This is a genomic window from Kocuria sabuli, from assembly GCF_040981185.1.
Classification (GTDB): Bacteria; Actinomycetota; Actinomycetes; order Actinomycetales; family Micrococcaceae; genus Kocuria; species Kocuria sabuli.
The window spans coordinates 1-16,824 of record NZ_JAVHZE010000009.1 but is presented as its reverse complement, the minus strand read 5'-3'; the positions used below and the strand labels follow the sequence as shown (position 1 = coordinate 16,824).

Below are 16,824 nucleotides of genomic sequence, written 5' to 3'. Positions count from 1 at the left end.
GAAGGAGGTGAGGCCCTTGGTCTCCGAGGAGTCCCCGCGCAGGACGATCCTCTCGGGCCGCGTGCACACCGGGTACGCCGAGCACCAGGACGGCCTGGTGGTCGTCGAGGGCGATCGCGTCGTCCACGCCGGGCCGCGCTCCGGGCACCGCGGCGGCGACCCGGGGGAGCACCACGTCCTGGCCCCCGGGCAGATGGTGCTGCCGGGGCTCGTGGACGTGCACTGCCACGGCGGTTTCGGCGCGGACTTCTCCTCCTCGGAGGAGGGCCCGATCCGCGCCACCCTCGAGGCCTTCCACCGCCAGGGCACCACGACGCTCGTGGCCAGCCTGGTCACCGCCTCGCGGGAGGAGCTGCTGGCCGCCGAGCCGCTGCTGGCGGCGCTCACCGGGGAGGGACTGGTCGCCGGGATCCACCTCGAGGGCCCGTTCCTGTCCACCTCCCGGTGCGGGGCGCAGGACCCCGCGTGGATGCGGGAACCGGACCCCGGGCTGGCCGCCGAGCTCGTCGCCGCCGCGGCGGGGACGCTCCGGACCATGACCTTCGCCCCGGAGCTGCCCGGCGCCCGGGAGCTGGCCGAGCTGCTGGTCGCCCACGGCGTGGTCCCGTCCCTCGGGCACACCGACGCGGACACCACGACCGTCGACACCGCCCTGCACCACCTGCAGGCGCTGCTCCGCGACGCCTCCGGGGACGGCGCGCCCCGGAGGCCCACGGTGACGCACCTGTTCAACGCCATGCCGGCCATCCACCACCGCGCACCCGGTCCGGTGCCCGCCTGCCTGCGTGCCGCCGCGGCGGGCCGTGCCGTCGTGGAACTCATCGCCGACGGGACCCACCTGGACCCCTGCATCGTGCTGTGGGCGTTCGAGCTGGCGGGCGCCGACAACATCGCGCTGGTCACGGACGGGATGGCCGCCACCGGGCTCTCGGACGGCACGTACCAACTGGGACCGGCCGATGTCCGGGTGCGGGACGGGGTGGCCACCCTGGTGTCCAACGGCACGATCGCCGGCGGCACGGCGACGATGCTCGACGTGCTGCGCGAGACGACCGCGGCGGGGGTGCCCTTCGGCGACGCGCTGCGATCGGCGACCGTGGTCCCGGCGCGCGTCCTGGGCCTGGCCGGCGAGGTCGGGAGCCTGCGGCCGGGGGCGCTCGCAGACCTCGTGGTCGTGGACGAGGACCTCGAACCGGCGGCCGTGATGCGGCGGGGCGAGTGGATCACTGCGGGCCCTCCCCGGTGACGCCGGACCTGCTCACGGCACCGAGGGCGCGGTGAGCGCCCCCGCCGGCAGGCGCGTGGCGCTCCTCCGCGGCCCCGTGGAATGCGCGGGGAGAAGGGTGGGTAACGATCCCCGGCCGGGCCGGTCGGGTACGCCGGGCCCGGCGTACCCTGGCCGTGTCGGAAGGAGTCCCTCATGACGCAGCGCAGCGAACCGTGGCCGGCGGGAACACCCTGCTGGGCGGACCTCGTGACCTCCGACCTGGGCCGGACGCAGGAGTTCTACCGGCAGGTCCTCGGCTGGCAGTACGACGAGCCCCGGCCCGAGCACGGCGGCTACTGCACCGCCCTCCTCGACGGCGCTCCCGTGGCCGGGCTCGCGCCGGCGGCCCCCGACCTGGCGGGAGTGCCCCACGTGTGGCAGGTCCACCTGGCCACGGACCGGATCGAGCTGGGCGCGCGACGGGTCCTGGACGCCGGCGGCACGCAGCTGGTGGAGCCCACGGACCTCGGCCCGCTCGGCGTGACGGGCGCCTGGCAGGACCCCACCGGAGCCGTCTTCGGGATGTGGCAGCCCGGTGAGCACACCGGCTTCGGCGTCGTCGACGTGCCCGGCGCCGTGGCGTGGTGCGAACTCACGACGCCCGACCACCGTGCCGCCCGGGACTTCTACGCGCAGGTCTTCGGCTACAGCTACGAGGACATGGGCGGTGAGGGCGTCCCCTACACCGTGTTCACGGTGCCGCAGGGGAACGGCCCGGCCGGTGGCATCGGCGGGACGGACCCCTCCGCGCAGGACGCGCCCGCGGTCTGGGCCGTGTGCTTCCGGGTGGACGGCGTCGACGCCGTCGTCCAGCGGGTGCGCGACGCCGGTGGCTCGGTCGTGGAGGACCCGTTCGACTCCTCGTACGGCCGGCTCGCCGTGGTGGCGGGCCCGGACCGGGAGTCCTTCGCGATCATGGCCCCGGGGGCGCCGGCGCAGGGCCGGACCCGGTAACCGGGAGCGGGTCGGCGCTAGGATTGTGATCCAGCAGACACCCACCGCCACCTCCACACAGATTGGGAGCGAGATGAACTCCATCGTCCTCGCCGTCGTCGGTGTGGCCATGATGCTCCTCGGGTACCTCCTGTACTCGAAGTTCGTGGCCCGCCGGATCTACAAACTCCAGGAGTCCTTCGTCACCCCGGCCCACGAGCTGAGCGACGGCGTGGACTACGTCCCCACCAACAAGTACGTGCTGTGGGGCCACCACTTCACCTCCGTGGCCGGTGCCGCGCCCATCGTCGGCCCGGCCATCGCCGTCATCTGGGGCTGGCTGCCCGCGTTCCTCTGGGTGACCCTCGGCACCGTCTTCTTCGCCGGCGTCCACGACCTCGGCGCCCTGTGGGCGTCCAACCGGCACAAGGGCAAGTCCATCGGGTCGCTGTCCGGGCAGTACATCGGCCACCGCGGCCGGAACCTGTTCCTGGTCGTGATCTTCCTCGTCCTGCTCATGGTCAACGCCGCGTTCGCCGTGGTGATCTCCAACCTGCTGGTCGGCACGCCCACCGCCGTCATCCCCACGTGGGGCGCCATCGTCGTCGCGCTGCTCATCGGCCAGGCGGTCTACCGCTACAAGTGGAACCTCGCCGTCGTGTCCGTCGTCGGCGTCGTGGCGCTCTACGCCCTCATCCTGGTCGGCGACCGGTTCCCGGTGGTCCTGCCGGAGACGGTCCTGGGCCTGCCGGCCAACGCGTTCTGGATCGTGGTCCTGTTCCTCTACGCCGGTGTGGCCTCGGTGCTGCCGGTGTGGATGCTGCTGCAGCCGCGCGACTACATCAACGGCCTGCAGCTGTTCATCGCCCTGGGCATCCTCTACGGCGCGGTGCTGATCTCCTCCCCGACCGTCGTCGCCCCGGCCTTCAACGACTCCGTGCCCGAGGGCACACCGAGCCTCGTGCCCCTGCTGTTCGTGACCATCGCGTGCGGGGCGATCTCCGGGTTCCACGGCATCGTGGCCTCGGGGACGTCCTCCAAGCAGCTGGACAAGGAGACGGACGCCCGCTTCGTCGGCTACTTCGGCGCCGTCGGCGAGGGCCTGCTGGCGCTCGGCGCGATCATCGCCACGACCGCCGGCTTCCGCACGATCGCCGACTGGGAGGCCGTGTACACCGCGTTCGGCCAGGGCGGCGTGGCCGCCTTCGTCCAGGGCGGCGCCTCGGTCGTCAACACCGGCCTCGGCATCCCCCCGTCGCTGAGCGCGACCATCCTCGCGACCATGGCCGTGCTCTTCGCGGCCACGACCATGGACACCGGCATCCGCCTGCAGCGCTTCGTGGTGCAGGAGGCGGGCCACATCATGGGCGTCAGCATCGGCAAGGCGCTCGCCACCGTCATCGTCCTCGCCGTGGCCATGGGACTGACCTTCAGCGCCGGTGCGGACGGCTCGGGCGGCATGCTCATCTGGCCATTGTTCGGCACCTCGAACCAGCTGCTGGCCGGCCTGACGCTGTCGATGATCGCGGTGATCCTGCTGCGCAAGGGCCGCCCGGTGCTGCCCGTGCTGGTCCCGCTCGTGTTCCTGCTGGTGATGTCGGTCTACGCGCTGATCGTGCAGCTGGGGCAGTTCTACGCCGCCGAGAACTGGTTCCTGCTCGTCCTCGACGTCATCATCCTGATCGCGGCCGTGTGGGTGATCTTCGAGTCCGCGATCGCGATGTCCCAGGCCCGCAAGAACCCGCCGGAGCTCGACGAGGACGCCCGGGTGGGCGCGGCGCCGGGGAAGCGGTCCTCCCGGTGAGCCGGTGACGGTCCTCGACCGGCTGCGCACCGTGCAGGCCCGCCTGAGCGCGGGCCTGCACGAGTTCTACGTGGCCCCCTACCGCCGCACCTTCGCCCGCGCCCAGCGCGACGAGGAGGACCTGTTCATGATGCTCGTGCTCTCCGAGGCGCTGGGGGTGCCCAACCCCGCCAGCTACTACACCGTGGAGCTGCTGCCCGTGGTCTACGACCGGTTCCACGACTGGCACCGGCGGATGGGCATGGACCGCTCGCCCCTGGAGCACGTCTCGTGCTGCTAGAGCTCGCCGCGACCCGCCGGGTCCTGTTCGTGGGCGGCAAGGGCGGCGTCGGCAAGACCGCCGTGGCCTCCGCCACGGCCCTGGCCCAGGCCCGGGCCGGGCGGCGGGTGCTGGTGGTCTCGACCGACCCCGCCCACAACCTCGGGCACCTGTGGGAGCGCCCGGTGGGGGACCGGATCACCCCGCTGGCCCGGGACCTCGACGAGCCCGAAGACGGCGGCGAATCCGGCGGCGGGCTCCTCGACGGCATCGAGGTGGACCCGGTCGCCACGACGGACGCCCACCTCGCCGCCGTGGGCGCCACCGTCCGCCGGCTCATGCCCGAGCACCTCGCCGGGGAGGTCGACAAGCACATGCGGCTGGCCCGCGACTCGCCCGGCACGCACGAGTCCGCCGTGCTGGAGCGGATCGCCGAGCTCGTCGGCACGGGCCTGGACGACTACGACCTCGTCGTCTTCGACACCGCGCCGTCCGGGCACACCGCCCGGCTCATGGCCCTGCCCGAGATCATGTCCGCCTGGACCGAGGGCCTGCTGCGGCGCCGGGTCCGGGCCGAGCGGTTCGGCGCCGCCCTGCGCGGGCTCGAGGACCGGGACGCCGCGAGCGAGAGCATCGTGGGCACCGAGCGGCCCCGGGACCCCCGGGAGGAGCGGGACCTCGAGATCCGGCGGATCCTGCTGCGCCGGCGCGCACGCTTCGAGGCGCTGCGCGAGGTCCTCGTGGACCCACGGCGCTGCGCCTTCGTGATCGTCCTCGCCGCCGAGCGGCTGCCCGTCCTGGAGACGGTCGAGCTGCACGAGCAGCTGGTCCGCGCCGGGGTGCACGTGGGGGCGCTGGTGGTCAACAAGCGCTCCCCGGCGGACGCCGGGGACTTCCTGGCCGAGCGCCGCGCCCTGGAGGAGGCGCACCTGGCCACCCTGCGTGCAGCCCTGCCGGGGATCCCGCTGCTGCAGGTCCCGCTGCTGCCGGGGGACGTGGTGGGCGAGCGGGCGCTCGAGAGCTTCGGGGCCGCGCTCGTCCAGGCGGATCACAGGGCCGGCTGACAGCCTGGTCCCCATGACCACCACCTCAGCCCGGCCGGACGCCGGACCAGGACGACGACGCTCCGCCGGTGCCGGCCCGTGGGTCCTCGCCGGCGTCGCCGCGACGGCCCTCGCGGTGGGCCTGGCCGAGCTGCTGGCCTGGGTGACCGGTCCGGTCGGCTCCCCGCTCAACGCCGTGGGCGGGGTGATCGTGGACGCGGTCCCCGCCCCCGTGAAGGACGCCGTGATCGCGCTGTTCGGCACCGCGGACAAGCTCGTGCTCCTGCTCGTGATGGCGGCCGGGCTGGTGGGGATCGGCGCCGGCATCGGGACCGCCCAGCGCGCCAACCGGCCGATGGGGGCGGTGCTGCTCGGTGTCCTGGGGCTCCTCGGGCTGCTGGCGGTGCTGACCCGGCCGGGGGTGACCGTGGCGGACGCGGTCCCCGTCGTCGCCGGCACGGCCGCCGGGGCGCTGTGCCTGGCGGTGCTCACCCGCCGGGCCGAGGCGCCGGCGGACGCCGCCGGGAGCCTGGACCGGCGGGGCTTCGTCCGGGCCTCCGCCGCCGTGGCCGTGCTGGGCGCCGCCGCCGGGGTGGCCGGGCGCTGGGTGTCCTCCGCGGCCGCCCGCGTGCCCGCGGCGCGGGAGGGGCTGAAGATCCCCGCCCCGGCGGTCCGGGAGACGATCCCCGCCGGTGTGGACCTCGGGATCGAGGGCGTGGAGCCCTGGCTCACCCCCGCCGACGACTTCTACCGCATCGACACCGCCCTGACCGTCCCGCGCATCGACGTGGACGAGTGGGAGCTGCGGATCCACGGCATGGTCGACCGGGAGCTGACGCTGCGCTTCGACGACCTCACCGACCGGGCCCTGCTCGAGCGGGCCGTGACGCTGGCGTGCGTGTCCAATCCCGTGGGCGGGGACCTCGTGGGCAACGCGGTGTGGACCGGTGTCCCGATCCGGGAGCTGCTCGCCGAGGCGGGCGTGCAGCCCGGCGCCGACATGGTGCTCTCGACCTCCCAGGACGGCTTCACCGCAGGGACCCCGCTCGACGCGCTGCTGGACCCGGGCCGGGACGCCCTGCTCGCGGTGACCATGAACGGGGAGCCGCTGCCGTTCGAGCACGGCTACCCGGTGCGCATGGTCGTCTCCGGGCTCTACGGCTACGTGTCCGCCACCAAGTGGCTGGTGGACCTGAAGGTCACCCGCTTCGACCGCGACGAGGGCTACTGGACCCCCCGCGGCTGGTCGGCGCGCGGGCCGATCAAGACCGCCTCCCGGATCGAGGTCCCCCGCCCCGGGGCCCGCGTGGACGGCGGAGAGGTCGTCGTCGCCGGCACCGCCTGGGCCCAGGACACCGGCATCGCCGCCGTGCAGGTCAGCGTGGACGAGGGCCCGTGGCAGGAGGCCGACCTGGGCGAGGTGCCCTCCGACGACACGTGGCGGCAGTGGGTGCTGCGCACCGAGCTGGCCGGCGGTCAGCACACCGCACGGGTGCGTGCGGTGGACCGGGACGGGACCGTCCAGACCGCCGACCGGGCGGCGCCGGCCCCGGACGGGGCCTCCGGGTGGCACGAGCGGACCTTCACGGTGGCCTGACCGGTGCCCTCGCCGGCCCGCGAGCGCACCGGTCCGCGCCGCCCGTCCCGCTGATCCGCCGGTCCCTCCCCGCCTCGCCGGTCCCACCGGCTCCGGCCCGGGCCGCCGGCACCGAGCTCCGGCCCAGGGCGGAACCGGTGCGGCCGCGCGGGCGGGTCCTGTCATGATGGGGCGGGATCTCTCCTGGACCGGACGGAAGGTGGTGCGCGATGACGCTGGTGGACAACGCGGTGTACGTGAGCGGGGTGCGGACGTCGACCCCGCGCGACCTCGACGAGACCTACGAGGTCATGCGCGCTCGCGGCGGCATGGCGTGGATCGGTCTCTACCGCCCCGGGGCCGCCGAGGTGCAGTCCGTGGCTCGCGAGTTCGGCCTGCACCCCCTCGCTGTCGAGGACGCCCTCAAGGGCCACCAGCGCGCCAAGCTGGAGCGCTTCGGGCACACCCTCTTCGTGGTCCTGCGCCCGGCCCGGTACCTCGACGACGTCGAGAAGGTCGAGTTCGGGGAGCTGCACGTCTTCGTGGGAGCCGACTTCGTGGTCACCGTCCGGCACGCCGAGTCGCCCGACCTCGCGGCGGTGCGGAACCGGCTGGAGTCGTCGGCGGAGCTGCTGCGGATGGGGCCGCAGGCCGTGCTGTACGGGATCCTCGACGAGGTGGTCGACGGCTACCTGCCCGTCCTGGCGGGGCTGGAGAACGACATCGACGAGATCGAGGACGAGATCTTCGCCGCGGACGAGGACGTCTCCCGCCGCATCTACGAGCTCTCCCGCGAGGTGATCGAGTTCCAGCGCGCCGTGCACCCGCTGGTGCACATGCTCGACGCCCTGCAGCGGGGCTCCGAGAAGTACCAGCTGGACGGGGAGCTGCAGACCCGGCTGCGGGACGTGCAGGACCACGCCATCCGCGCCGCGGACCGCGCCGACTCCTTCCGGGCGCTGCTGCAGAACGCCCTCACGGTGCACGCCACCCTCGTGGGGCAGCGGCAGAACGACGAGATGCAGCGGCTCACCGAGTCCGCCCTGGCGCAGAACGAGGAGGTCAAGCGGATCTCCGCCTGGGCGGCCATCCTCTTCGCCCCGACCCTGGTGGGCACGGTGTACGGGATGAACTTCGAGCACATGCCGGAGCTCGCGTGGTCGCTGGGCTACCCGTTCGCGCTGCTGGCCATGCTCGGCATGGGCGTGGTCCTCTACGGGGTGTTCAAGTGGAAGAAGTGGCTGTGAGCGACACCGGTCGACCGCCCCGGCGGAGCGCTCAGATGCTGTTGCGCATCGCCCGGATCCCCACGGTCAGCCCCAGGGCGGCCACGACGACAGCCGCGACGGCGCCGGCCGCCACGGACGGGTCGCCGAACTGGCCGTTGAACAGGGCCCGCTCCGCGTCGACCATGTAGGTGAGCGGGTTGAACCGCGAGAGCACCTGCATCCACCCCGGACCGGCCTCGAGCGGCAGGAGCATCCCGGACAGCAGCATGAGCGGGAACAGCAGTCCCTGCTGCACGGTCCAGAACATCCAGTCCCGGTTCCGGGAGACGATGGCCAGGGCGTAGCTCAACGCCCCCAACCCCACCCCGAAGACCGCGAGGACCACCAGGCCCACCACCATGCCGGGCAGGGACGGACGGAAGCCGAAGAACGCGGCCACCCCCGAGATCACCAGGGCCTGCAGGACGAGCGGCACCATCTCCTTGCACGCGCGTCCCACCATGAGCGCCGAGCGGGTCACCGGGGCCACGAGCATCCGCTCGTGCGCCCCGGACTGGATCTCGAACAGCAGGTTCGAACCGGTCATCGCGGTGCCGAACAGCGCGATCATCACCACGATGCCCGGCACGAACCACTGGAACGCCCGGTCGATGGGCAGCCCGGTCATCCCGCCCAGGAGCGGGCCGAAGAAGGCGAGGAACATCAGCGGCTGCATGAGCGAGAACACCAGGCTGAAGGGGTCCCGGAGCACCGGCCGCAGCTCCCGGACGAAGACGCTGACGCAGTCGTGCAGGACCCCGGCCGGGCGTGCCTGGGCGGGGCCGCCGGGAGTCCCTCCGGGCGACTCGCGCGTGGTCGGAACGGTGGTCATCGGGGCACTCCCACGCTCGTGGCCTCGGGGGCCGGGCCGGTCTCGGGCGCGCTCGGGTTCTCCTCGCGCAGGCTCCGGCCGGTGAGCCGGAGGAAGACGTCGTCCAGGGTCGGGCGGGTCAGCTCGGCGGTCCGCACGGTGTGTCCGCCGCGGTCGAGCGCGCGCAGCAGAACGGGCAGCACGCGCTCGCCGTGGTCGACCGCGACGACGACGCGGGCGCCCTCCCCGGCCGGGTCCGCCTCCGGCACGGTGCCCGTGATCCCCGCGGCGTCGGCCGCGCCGCGGACGGCCGCCACCGCGGCGGCCGGGTCGGCGTCCACGGTCAGGGTGATCCGGTCGCCGGCCAGGTCCGACTTCAGCCGGGACGCCGTGTCGTCGGCGATGATCCGGCCCCGGTCCACGACCATGACCCGCTCGGCGAACTGGTCCGCCTCGTCGAGGTAGTGGGTGGTGAGGAACAGGGTCGTCCCGTAGCGCCGGCGCAGCTCGAGGATGTGTTCCCACAGGTGCGCGCGGGACTGCGGGTCCAGCCCGGTCGTGGGCTCGTCGAGGAAGAGCAGCTGGGGCCCGGGGATCAGGCCGAGGGCGATGTCCACGCGGCGGCGCTGACCGCCGGAGAGCTTCATGGTGGGGCGGCGCACGAGCTCCCCGAGGCCGAGCGCCTCCACGAGCTCGTCCACGCGGCGCCGGGTCTCCGCGCGGCCCAGCCCGTAGAGGGCGCCCTGGCTGAGCAGCTCGTCGCGGACCCGCTGGTACTGCCCGGCGCCGTTCTTCTGGCCGATGTAGCCGATCCGGGCGCGCACCTCGGCCGGTTGCCGGGCGACGTCGAACCCGCACACGGTGGCGCTGCCGCCCGTGGGCCGCAGCAGCGTGGTGAGCATGCGCAGCGACGTGGACTTGCCCGCGCCGTTGGGCCCGAGGAACGCGGTCAGCGTGCCGGGTGCCACGTCCATGGTCAGGTCGTTCACCGCTTCGACGGTCCGGCCGCCGGGCCCGCGGAAGCTCTTGCTCAGCCCGCGGGCACTGATGATGGGTGGGGTGCTCATGGGTCCACGGTAGAAGGCGAACAGGTCCTGTGCCCTCCGCCGCCGGGCGCAGATTGCGGGACATGTCGGATCCTGCGTCGCGGGGCTCCGGATGCTGTCCCTGCTCCGCGCCCGCTGCCACCGGCCGGAGCCCGGCCCGCCGGGGGACGAGGTGCGGTGACGGGCGGGACCAGCCCCTAGAGTCGGGTGCGTGACCGTCCAGACCACCGCCCTCGCCCCCGCACGGGTCCGGCGCGCCCGGATCGCGGTGTCCGCGTTCTTCCTCACCAACGGCGCCCTCTACGCGAACCTGCTGCCCCGACTGCCGGAGGTCAAGGACGCGTTCGGGCTCTCCAACACCCTCTACGGCCTGGTGGTCGTGGCGTTCCCGCTCGGGGCGATCCTCGTGGGCGCCCTCCCTGCGCGGGCCATCCGCCGCTTCGGCTCCGGCCGCGTCGCGGCGCTGGGCACCGTGCTGCTCGCCGTGTGCCTCGCGGCCGCCGGAGCAGGTGCGGGCCTGGGGGCCGGAACGCAGGCCGGGGTGGTCGTCTTCCTCGCGGCGATGCTGCTGGGCGGCGCGCTGGACGCCCACGTGGACACCGCCCAGAACGCCCAGGGGATGGAGGTCCAGCGGGCCCGCGGCCGCTCCATCATCAACTCCCTGCACGCCCTGTGGAGCCTGGGCGCCGTGCTCGGCGGGCTGATGGGGGCTGCGGCGCTCGCCCTCGGCGTTCCGCTGGGATGGCACCTGCCGCTGAGCGGGCTCGTGTGGAGCGCGGTCGCCCTCGTGGCGCTGCGCTCCGCACTGAGCCCGGCGGAGGGCCGGGGGCTGCGCACGATCGGCCCCGACGACCCGCTGCCGGAGGGCGCGACGACGCCGGACCCGGGCGCGGCCGGCCCCCGCCCGGAACCGGGCTCAGCGCGCGCCGGGAGCGGGCACCGCTCGGCCGCGCGCATCGTCGTCGTCAGCCTCCTGCCCGTGGCCGTGATCGCGATGGCGGGGGTCATGGTGGAGGACGTGGGGATGAACTGGTCCGCGGTCTACCTCAACGCCGAGCTCGGCGCCCCGCTGACGACCGCCGGCCTCGGGCTCGTGGCGCTGATGGCGGCGCAGTTCGTGGGCCGGCTGCTCGGGGACCCCATGGCCGACCGCTGGGGCCGGGTCGCCGTGGCCCGTGCCGGCGCCGTGCTGAGCGCGGCCGGCATGCTGCTCGTGGTCCTGGCCCCGGTCCCGGTCGTGGCGGTGGCCGGCTTCGCGGTGGCCGGCTTCGGCTGCGCGACCCTCGTGCCCGCCGCCTTCCACGCCGCGGACGACATCCCCGGCCTGAGGACCGGGACGGGTCTGGCCCTGGTCAGCTGGCTGATGCGGATCAGCTTCCTCAGCCTGTCCCCGGCCGTCGGCGTCCTGTCCGACGCCGCGGGGCTGCGTGCCGCGCTGGTCGTGGTGCCGGTCTTCGCGCTGGTCGCCGCCCTGACGGCCGGTGCGCTGCGGGAGCGCCGGGCGCCCTGATCCGCCACTCGGCCTTCTCGAGCGCCGGGTCCCCGCCGAGCGCGCCCGGCTCGCCGGGGATCCGGCAACGGGGCGGACAGGAGCCGGTGATCCGGGGCTATCCTGGGTCCACCATGTTCCACCACTTCTTCCTCTGACGGGTCCCTGTCCCGCCGCGCAGCACATCCGCCGCGGCGGGTCCTCGTCCAGCCCACCCGTCCCCTCGCCAGGAGCCCCGTCCCCCCGCGCACGGCTCCCCACCCCGGAGGAAGCATGTCCACCGCCCCCGCCCACCGTCCCGCCGTGCCCGAGGGAGAGCGCGCCCAGCTGGTCGCCACGGGCATCCGCCTGATCCGCGGCACCCGGACCGTGCTCGACGGCCTCGACCTCACCGTCACGCCCACCACCCGCCTGGGGGTGGTGGGGGAGAACGGCCGCGGCAAGACCTCGTTGCTGGGCGTGCTCTCCGGCGCCCTCCACCCGGACGCCGGCACGGTGCGCCGCACCGGGACGCTCGCGGTGGTGGACCAGGAGCTGCCCGTGCCCGTCGAGGCCACCGTGGGCGATCTCCTCGACGTGGAGCTCGCCGCCGAGCACGCCGCGGTGGCGCACGTGCAGGACGCGGCCCGGGCCCTGGCCGCGGGAGCGCCCGGCGCCGACGAGGACTACGCCCGGGCCCTGACGACCGCCCAGGCACTCGACGCCTGGGACGCCGACCGCCGGGTGGACCTGGCCCTCCAGGCACTGGGCGCGGTCACCGACCGCTCCCGGGTGCTCAGCACCCTCTCCGTGGGCCAGCGCTACCGGGTGCGCCTGGCCTGCCTGCTGGGCACCGTCCACGACCTCCTCCTGCTCGACGAGCCCACCAACCACCTCGACGCCGCGGGGCTGGCGCACCTGGGGACGGCGCTGCGGGAGTTCCGCGGCGGAGTGGTCCTGGTCAGCCACGACCGGCGGCTGCTGGGCCAGGTGGTCGACACCGTCCTGGACCTCGACCCCAGCCGGGACGGCCGCCCGCGGTGGTACGGCGGCGGGATGGCGGGCTGGCGAGCCGGGCGGACCGCCGAGCGGTCGCGCTGGATCCACGACCACCAGGAGCAGCTGGCCGAGCACGCCCGCCTCGGCGACGACCTGGCCCGCGCCCGGTCCCGGCTGGTGGACGGATGGCGCCCGGAGAAGGGCACGGGCAAGCACACCCGGGCCACGCGCGCCCCCGGGATCGTGCGCTCGGTGCACCGCCGGCAGGAGGACCTGGAACGGCACCGGCTCGACGTCCCGGAACCGCCCCTGGCCCTGTCCGTGCCGGAGCTCCCGGCCCTGCCGGACGCCGAGCTGGTGCGGGCGGAGGGCGTCACGGTGACGGGGCGGCTGCCGCGGCCCGTGGACGTCGGGCTGGGGTCCGGGGACCGGCTGGCGGTCCGCGGGCCCAACGGGGTGGGCAAGTCCACCCTGCTGCAGGTCCTGGCCGGCGCGCTGGCCCCCGACACGGGCTCCCGCGACGCGGCCCCCGGGGTGCGGATCGGCCTGCTGGCGCAGGAGGGGTCGCGGCCCGGGAACCGGTGCGCGCAGGAGGTGTACGAGCAGGAGCTGGTCCGGCTCGTGCTGGCGGGCCGGCTGGACGAGTCCGAGGTGCTGCCGCTGTCCGAGCTGGGCCTGCTGGCCGCGCAGGACCGGCGGCGCCCGCTGGCGGAGCTCTCCGCGGGGCAGCGGCGCCGCCTGGACCTCGCCCTGGTGCTCGCCGCCCGGCCCCACGTGCTGCTGCTGGACGAGCCCACGAACCACCTGTCCATGGTCCTGGTGGACGAACTGACCGCGGCGCTCGCCGCGACGGCCGCGGCGGTGGTGCTGACCACCCACGACCGTCAGCTGCAGCGGGACACGAAGGGCTGGCCGCGGCTGGTGCTGTGACGGTCCCGGACCGGGCTCTGCTCAGTCGAGCCTGACCTCGCGCACCCCGTGCTCCAGCCCCAGTTCCACTGCCGCGACGGCGTCGTCGATGTTGTGCCCGGGGGGCAGCGTGGGCGGCGGCCCGGCCAGCGCGCGGTCGACGAGTCCCGTGTCCATGTGGGGCAGGCGCGCGTCCACCACGGCGATCCGGCGGCGCCGCAGCTCCCGCCGCAGCGAGCCGAGCCAAGAGGCCATCGCGGCCTTGCTCGCGGCGTAGGCGGCCATCCCGGCCACCGGCAGCTCCGCGACCACGCCGGTGAGGACCGCCACCGCGCCGCCGTCCGCGAGGTGCGGCAGCGCGGCGCGGAGCACGGCCATGGGACCGAGGGCATTGACCTCGAAGAGCTCCTCCACGACCGCCTCGTCCTCCTCGGCGGCGGGGCCGAAGGCGGCGACCCCCGTGGCGACCAGCACGGCGTCGAACCCGCCGAGCTCCTCGGCCGCCGTGCGCACCACCGCGACGGCCTGGTCGTGGTCCACCAGGTCCAGGGCGTGGGCGGCGCGGAGCCCGAGCCGTTCGCGCAGCCGCTCCGCGTCCGCGGCGGAGCGGCCGGTCACCACGATCTCGGTGGTGTGCTCGCCCAACCGTTCGCACAGTCGCTGCCCCAGGACGCCGGTCGCGCCCACCACGAGGATCCTCGCGCCGTTCAGGTCCATGGTCGATCTCCTGCCCTCTCGCGGGTCCCGGACCGGGGCCGTGACCCGAGCGTACCGAGCCGCGCGGACACCGCCCAGAGCCGGGGCTGCCGCCGGGCCGACCGGCCGGACCCGGAGATTTGCAGTTCGGCAACGATCGGCCCCCGAGGCCTCCGGACCGTTGCCGGTGGAGCGCTGACCTGCGTAGATTGCAGTCCTCGGGGCCGTGCCGGGCGACCGCCCGCGACGCACGGGTCCCACGAACGGGGGTCCGGAACATGTCTTCGACCACGTCACGAACGACCCGGGCGCTGAGCGCCGCGGCAGCGGCTCTCCTGCTCCTGGTCTCCTGCGGAACCCCGACCGGCGAAGGGCCGGCGGGGGAGGGCACAAGTCCGGCAGCCGGCGCGACGGCCACCGGGGCCGAGTCCCCGTCGAGCCCGCCCCCCGCCTCGGAGGAGCCGACGGAGGAGCCGACGGAGGAACCGACAGGGGAGCCGACGGGGAGTCCGACCGCAACCGGGGAGCCGACCGCCGCCCCGACGGAGTCGGGGGCTCCCACGGGGAGGCCGACGGCATCGGAGGCCCCGACCGGGGTGCCGTCGGGGAGTCCGTCCGCGACCCCGACGACCTCCCCGACGGCCGCTCCCGTGGAGCTCGTCACGTACTCGGGCACCGCCGCCGACGCGGCGTTCGCCTTCGAGCTGCCCGCCACGTGGTCGGTGGACGGGGAGTTCTCCGACGTCGGCGGCACGGTGACGGTGCTCGGCCCGGACGGCGCCCCCCTCGGCGACCTGTCGGTCCTCATCGCGTGGGGCGCCGAGTGCGGCCCCGACTGCTCGATGCCGCCGGTGGTCCACCTCGGGGACGTCCCGGGCGGTGTGCCGCTGTCCAGCAGCGGGGAGTTCGTGGTGCGCTCCGTGGCCATGGACCTGAGCGCCGCGCCCGAACTGCGCAACGCGTACGGCTGGTCGGACGCCGTGCGGCTCGTGACGTCGCTGACCGATGCGGACGACCCTCCGCCCACCGCGATGCTGCCGCACGTCATGTACGGCCTGGGTCAGGTCGAGGCCGGCGTGGTCGCCCCCAACGGCATCACCTACCGGACGGTCATCTTCAGCTCGATCCACGACTTCCCCACGCTCGAGGCCGCCCGGGAGTACGCCGCGTCGGAAGAGCATCGGCAGATCGAGGCGATGATCGCCTCGTTCCGCGCCTAGCGTCCAGCAGGTGCCCGCCAGGGGCGCGCGAGCGGCGGCGGGCCACCGGGGCGCTGCGCGAGCACCTGGTTGACGCCCTGCCGGCCCGACTCGAACGTCCAGACGGCGGCGGCCATGTAGAGCCGCCACGCGCGGGCCCGCCCCTCCCCGACGAGCTGGACGGCCTCCGCCCAGTGCTCCTCGAGGCGCTGCGCCCAGGCCCGCAGCGTCAGCGCGTAGTGGGGGCGCAGAGCCTCGACGTCGAGGACCTCCAGGCCGTTCGTCTCCAGCACGCCGATCATCCGGGTGAGGCTGAGCACCTGGGAGTCGGGGAAGACGTAGCGGTCCATGAACGTGTCGGAATCGTCCCGGGGCCCGCCGGTCCCCCGGAGGTCCCCGGTGTGCCGGGCGATCGCATGGTTGAGCAGGCGGGCGCCGGGGCGCAGCAGCCCGTGCAGGTGCGCGGCGTAGCCGTCGATCTGGTCGTCGCCGACGTGCTCGGACATGCCGATCGAGGAGATGGCGTCGAAGGGCCCGTCGTCGACGTCCCGGTAGTCCTGGACCCGGATCTCGATCCGGTCGGCCAGCCCGGCCGCGAGCACGCGCTCGCGGCCCAGGGCGGCCTGCTCGGGGGAGAGGGTGACCCCGAGGACGTCGGCCCCGTAGCGCTGAGCGGCGTGCAGGGCGAAGCTGCCCCAGCCGCAGCCCACGTCCAGCACCCGCATGCCGGGCCGCAGGCCCAGCTTGCGGCAGACCAGGTCGTGCTTGGCCTCCTGCGCCGCCTCCAGGCCGGCGGGCGGGTCGTCCCAGACGGCGCAGGAGTAGACCAGGGAGGGGCCGAGGACCAGGGCGTAGAAGTCGTTGCCGACGTCGTAGTGGTGCGAGACGGCCGCGGCGTCGCGGTCCTTGGAGTGCCGCCCTCCGGCACCGCGCAGGTCCACCTCCTCCGGGGGCGGGGCCGGCTCAGGCCCCAGGGCGCCCAGCGCGGCGGTGCTCCGGAGCAGGCTCCACCGTTCGCGCGCCGTCAGGGGAACGGGCTCGGTGAGTCTCCCGGTGGAGGTCAGGGCGGCGACGGCGGCGAAGACGTCGCCCGGGAGCTCGAGCTCGCCCGCCACGTAGGCGCGGCCCAGACCGAGCTGCCCGGGCGACCAGAGGATCCGGCGCAGTGCCCTGCGCGAGCGGATCTCGACGACCGGTGCACCGGGCGGCCCGGCCTCCGAGCCGTCCCAGGCGCGCAACCGGACCGGGATCCGGTCCGTGCCCAGCAGGATGCCCAGCATCCCGGCCAGTCGCGGGGCCGCCCCTGGCGTTCTCACCATGTCGATCACTCCTTCCCCGGCGCCGGGAGCCGCCACGGTCCCGCTCCGCCCGTGGGACGGACCTCGGTGGGTCCGGGGCGACGGCGGTCGTGGGCGCTGGTTCTCACCTGACGTCACGCATCCGCGGTGCGGAACCTCCTGCTAGGAGTCGGCGAAGGGGACGTACCCCATGCGCCTGCTCACGCGCAGACCGGCTTCCTTGAGGTCCTCGACGACGTCGGCCATCT

At 74.7% G+C, this 16,824-nt stretch carries 14 protein-coding genes; 10 read left to right on the top strand and 4 right to left on the bottom strand.

Annotation, left to right across the window (positions count from 1 at the left end; translation table 11 throughout):
• Nucleotides 1–16 precede the first annotated feature (16 nt).
• The 7 genes from nagA (at nt 17) to RE027_RS10270 (ending at nt 8,129) form a co-directional block, all read left to right on the top strand.
• Nucleotides 17–1,246 carry an N-acetylglucosamine-6-phosphate deacetylase gene (gene nagA, locus RE027_RS10300; protein ID WP_368808168.1) on the top strand — a complete coding sequence of 410 codons (1,230 nt, stop codon included), beginning with the start codon at nt 17–19 and terminating at the stop codon, nt 1,244–1,246.
• A 174-nt stretch (nt 1,247–1,420) separates the two neighbouring features.
• Nucleotides 1,421–2,221 carry a VOC family protein gene (locus tag RE027_RS10295; RefSeq protein ID WP_368808167.1) on the top strand — a complete coding sequence of 267 codons (801 nt, stop codon included), beginning with the start codon at nt 1,421–1,423 and terminating at the stop codon, nt 2,219–2,221.
• Between the two features lie 73 nt (nt 2,222–2,294).
• Entirely contained in the window at nt 2,295–4,004 is a 1,710-nt protein-coding gene (locus tag RE027_RS10290; protein ID WP_368808166.1) for a carbon starvation CstA family protein, read from the top strand.
• A 4-nt stretch (nt 4,005–4,008) separates the two neighbouring features.
• Complete coding sequence (locus RE027_RS10285) at nt 4,009–4,284, top strand: cory-CC-star protein (RefSeq protein ID WP_368808165.1); 276 nt, start codon at nt 4,009–4,011, stop codon at nt 4,282–4,284.
• Nucleotides 4,275–5,327 carry an ArsA family ATPase gene (locus RE027_RS10280; protein ID WP_368808164.1) on the top strand — a complete coding sequence of 351 codons (1,053 nt, stop codon included), beginning with the start codon at nt 4,275–4,277 and terminating at the stop codon, nt 5,325–5,327. The genes RE027_RS10285 and RE027_RS10280 overlap by 10 nt, the downstream gene beginning before the upstream one ends.
• A gap of 13 nt (nt 5,328–5,340) precedes the next feature.
• Complete coding sequence (locus tag RE027_RS10275) at nt 5,341–6,903, top strand: molybdopterin-dependent oxidoreductase (protein ID WP_368808163.1); 1,563 nt, start codon at nt 5,341–5,343, stop codon at nt 6,901–6,903.
• A gap of 209 nt (nt 6,904–7,112) precedes the next feature.
• Nucleotides 7,113–8,129, top strand: a complete 1,017-nt coding sequence (locus RE027_RS10270; RefSeq protein ID WP_368808162.1) for a magnesium and cobalt transport protein CorA — start codon at nt 7,113–7,115, stop codon at nt 8,127–8,129.
• Nucleotides 8,130–8,160: 31 nt separating this feature from the next.
• Here RE027_RS10270 and RE027_RS10265 read toward each other — a convergent pair whose 3' ends face one another.
• Together RE027_RS10265 and RE027_RS10260 are read right to left on the bottom strand one after the other, a co-directional pair.
• Nucleotides 8,161–8,982: an ABC transporter permease gene (locus RE027_RS10265; protein WP_368808161.1), complete on the bottom strand. Its 822-nt coding sequence runs from the start codon at nt 8,980–8,982 to the stop codon at nt 8,161–8,163.
• Nucleotides 8,979–10,028 (bottom strand): ABC transporter ATP-binding protein, encoded by a 1,050-nt coding sequence (locus RE027_RS10260; protein ID WP_368808160.1) that lies wholly within the window; start codon nt 10,026–10,028, stop codon nt 8,979–8,981. The genes RE027_RS10265 and RE027_RS10260 overlap by 4 nt, the downstream gene beginning before the upstream one ends.
• A 190-nt stretch (nt 10,029–10,218) precedes the next feature.
• Between RE027_RS10260 and RE027_RS10255 the strand changes: the two genes are divergently transcribed.
• Both RE027_RS10255 and RE027_RS10250 read left to right on the top strand, forming a co-directional pair.
• Entirely contained in the window at nt 10,219–11,517 is a 1,299-nt protein-coding gene (locus RE027_RS10255) for an MFS transporter (protein WP_368808159.1), read from the top strand.
• 252 nt (nt 11,518–11,769) lie between these two features.
• Nucleotides 11,770–13,404 (top strand): ATP-binding cassette domain-containing protein, encoded by a 1,635-nt coding sequence (locus RE027_RS10250; protein ID WP_368808158.1) that lies wholly within the window; start codon nt 11,770–11,772, stop codon nt 13,402–13,404.
• 21 nt (nt 13,405–13,425) lie between these two features.
• Here the strand turns inward: RE027_RS10250 and RE027_RS10245 are convergent, their stop codons facing one another.
• Nucleotides 13,426–14,100: an SDR family NAD(P)-dependent oxidoreductase gene (locus tag RE027_RS10245; protein ID WP_368808157.1), complete on the bottom strand. Its 675-nt coding sequence runs from the start codon at nt 14,098–14,100 to the stop codon at nt 13,426–13,428.
• Between the two features lie 629 nt (nt 14,101–14,729).
• On the opposite strand from RE027_RS10245, the gene RE027_RS10240 reads away from it, so the two are divergent.
• Nucleotides 14,730–15,299: a hypothetical protein gene (locus RE027_RS10240; protein WP_368808156.1), complete on the top strand. Its 570-nt coding sequence runs from the start codon at nt 14,730–14,732 to the stop codon at nt 15,297–15,299.
• Here the strand turns inward: RE027_RS10240 and RE027_RS10235 are convergent.
• On the bottom strand, nt 15,296–16,597 hold the full coding sequence (locus RE027_RS10235) for a class I SAM-dependent methyltransferase (protein WP_368808155.1): 1,302 nt from the start codon (nt 16,595–16,597) through the stop codon (nt 15,296–15,298). The two genes, RE027_RS10240 and RE027_RS10235, sit on opposite strands and share 4 nt — an antisense overlap.
• Between the last annotated feature and the right edge of the window lie 227 nt (nt 16,598–16,824).

Excerpts from the sequence above, each read along its gene's own strand:
- RE027_RS10295 (WP_368808167.1), top strand. The coding sequence starts at position 1,421 with ATGACGCAGCGCAGCGAACCGTGGCCGGCGGGAACACCCTGCTGGGCG.
- RE027_RS10290 (WP_368808166.1), top strand. The coding sequence starts at position 2,295 with ATGAACTCCATCGTCCTCGCCGTCGTCGGTGTGGCCATGATGCTCCTC.
- RE027_RS10275 (WP_368808163.1), top strand. The coding sequence starts at position 5,341 with ATGACCACCACCTCAGCCCGGCCGGACGCCGGACCAGGACGACGACGC.
- RE027_RS10270 (WP_368808162.1), top strand. The coding sequence starts at position 7,113 with ATGACGCTGGTGGACAACGCGGTGTACGTGAGCGGGGTGCGGACGTCG.
- RE027_RS10265 (WP_368808161.1), bottom strand. The coding sequence starts at position 8,982 with ATGACCACCGTTCCGACCACGCGCGAGTCGCCCGGAGGGACTCCCGGC.
- RE027_RS10260 (WP_368808160.1), bottom strand. The coding sequence starts at position 10,028 with ATGAGCACCCCACCCATCATCAGTGCCCGCGGGCTGAGCAAGAGCTTC.
- RE027_RS10250 (WP_368808158.1), top strand. The coding sequence starts at position 11,770 with ATGTCCACCGCCCCCGCCCACCGTCCCGCCGTGCCCGAGGGAGAGCGC.
- RE027_RS10245 (WP_368808157.1), bottom strand. The coding sequence starts at position 14,100 with ATGGACCTGAACGGCGCGAGGATCCTCGTGGTGGGCGCGACCGGCGTC.
- RE027_RS10235 (WP_368808155.1), bottom strand. The coding sequence starts at position 16,597 with ATGGTGAGAACGCCAGGGGCGGCCCCGCGACTGGCCGGGATGCTGGGC.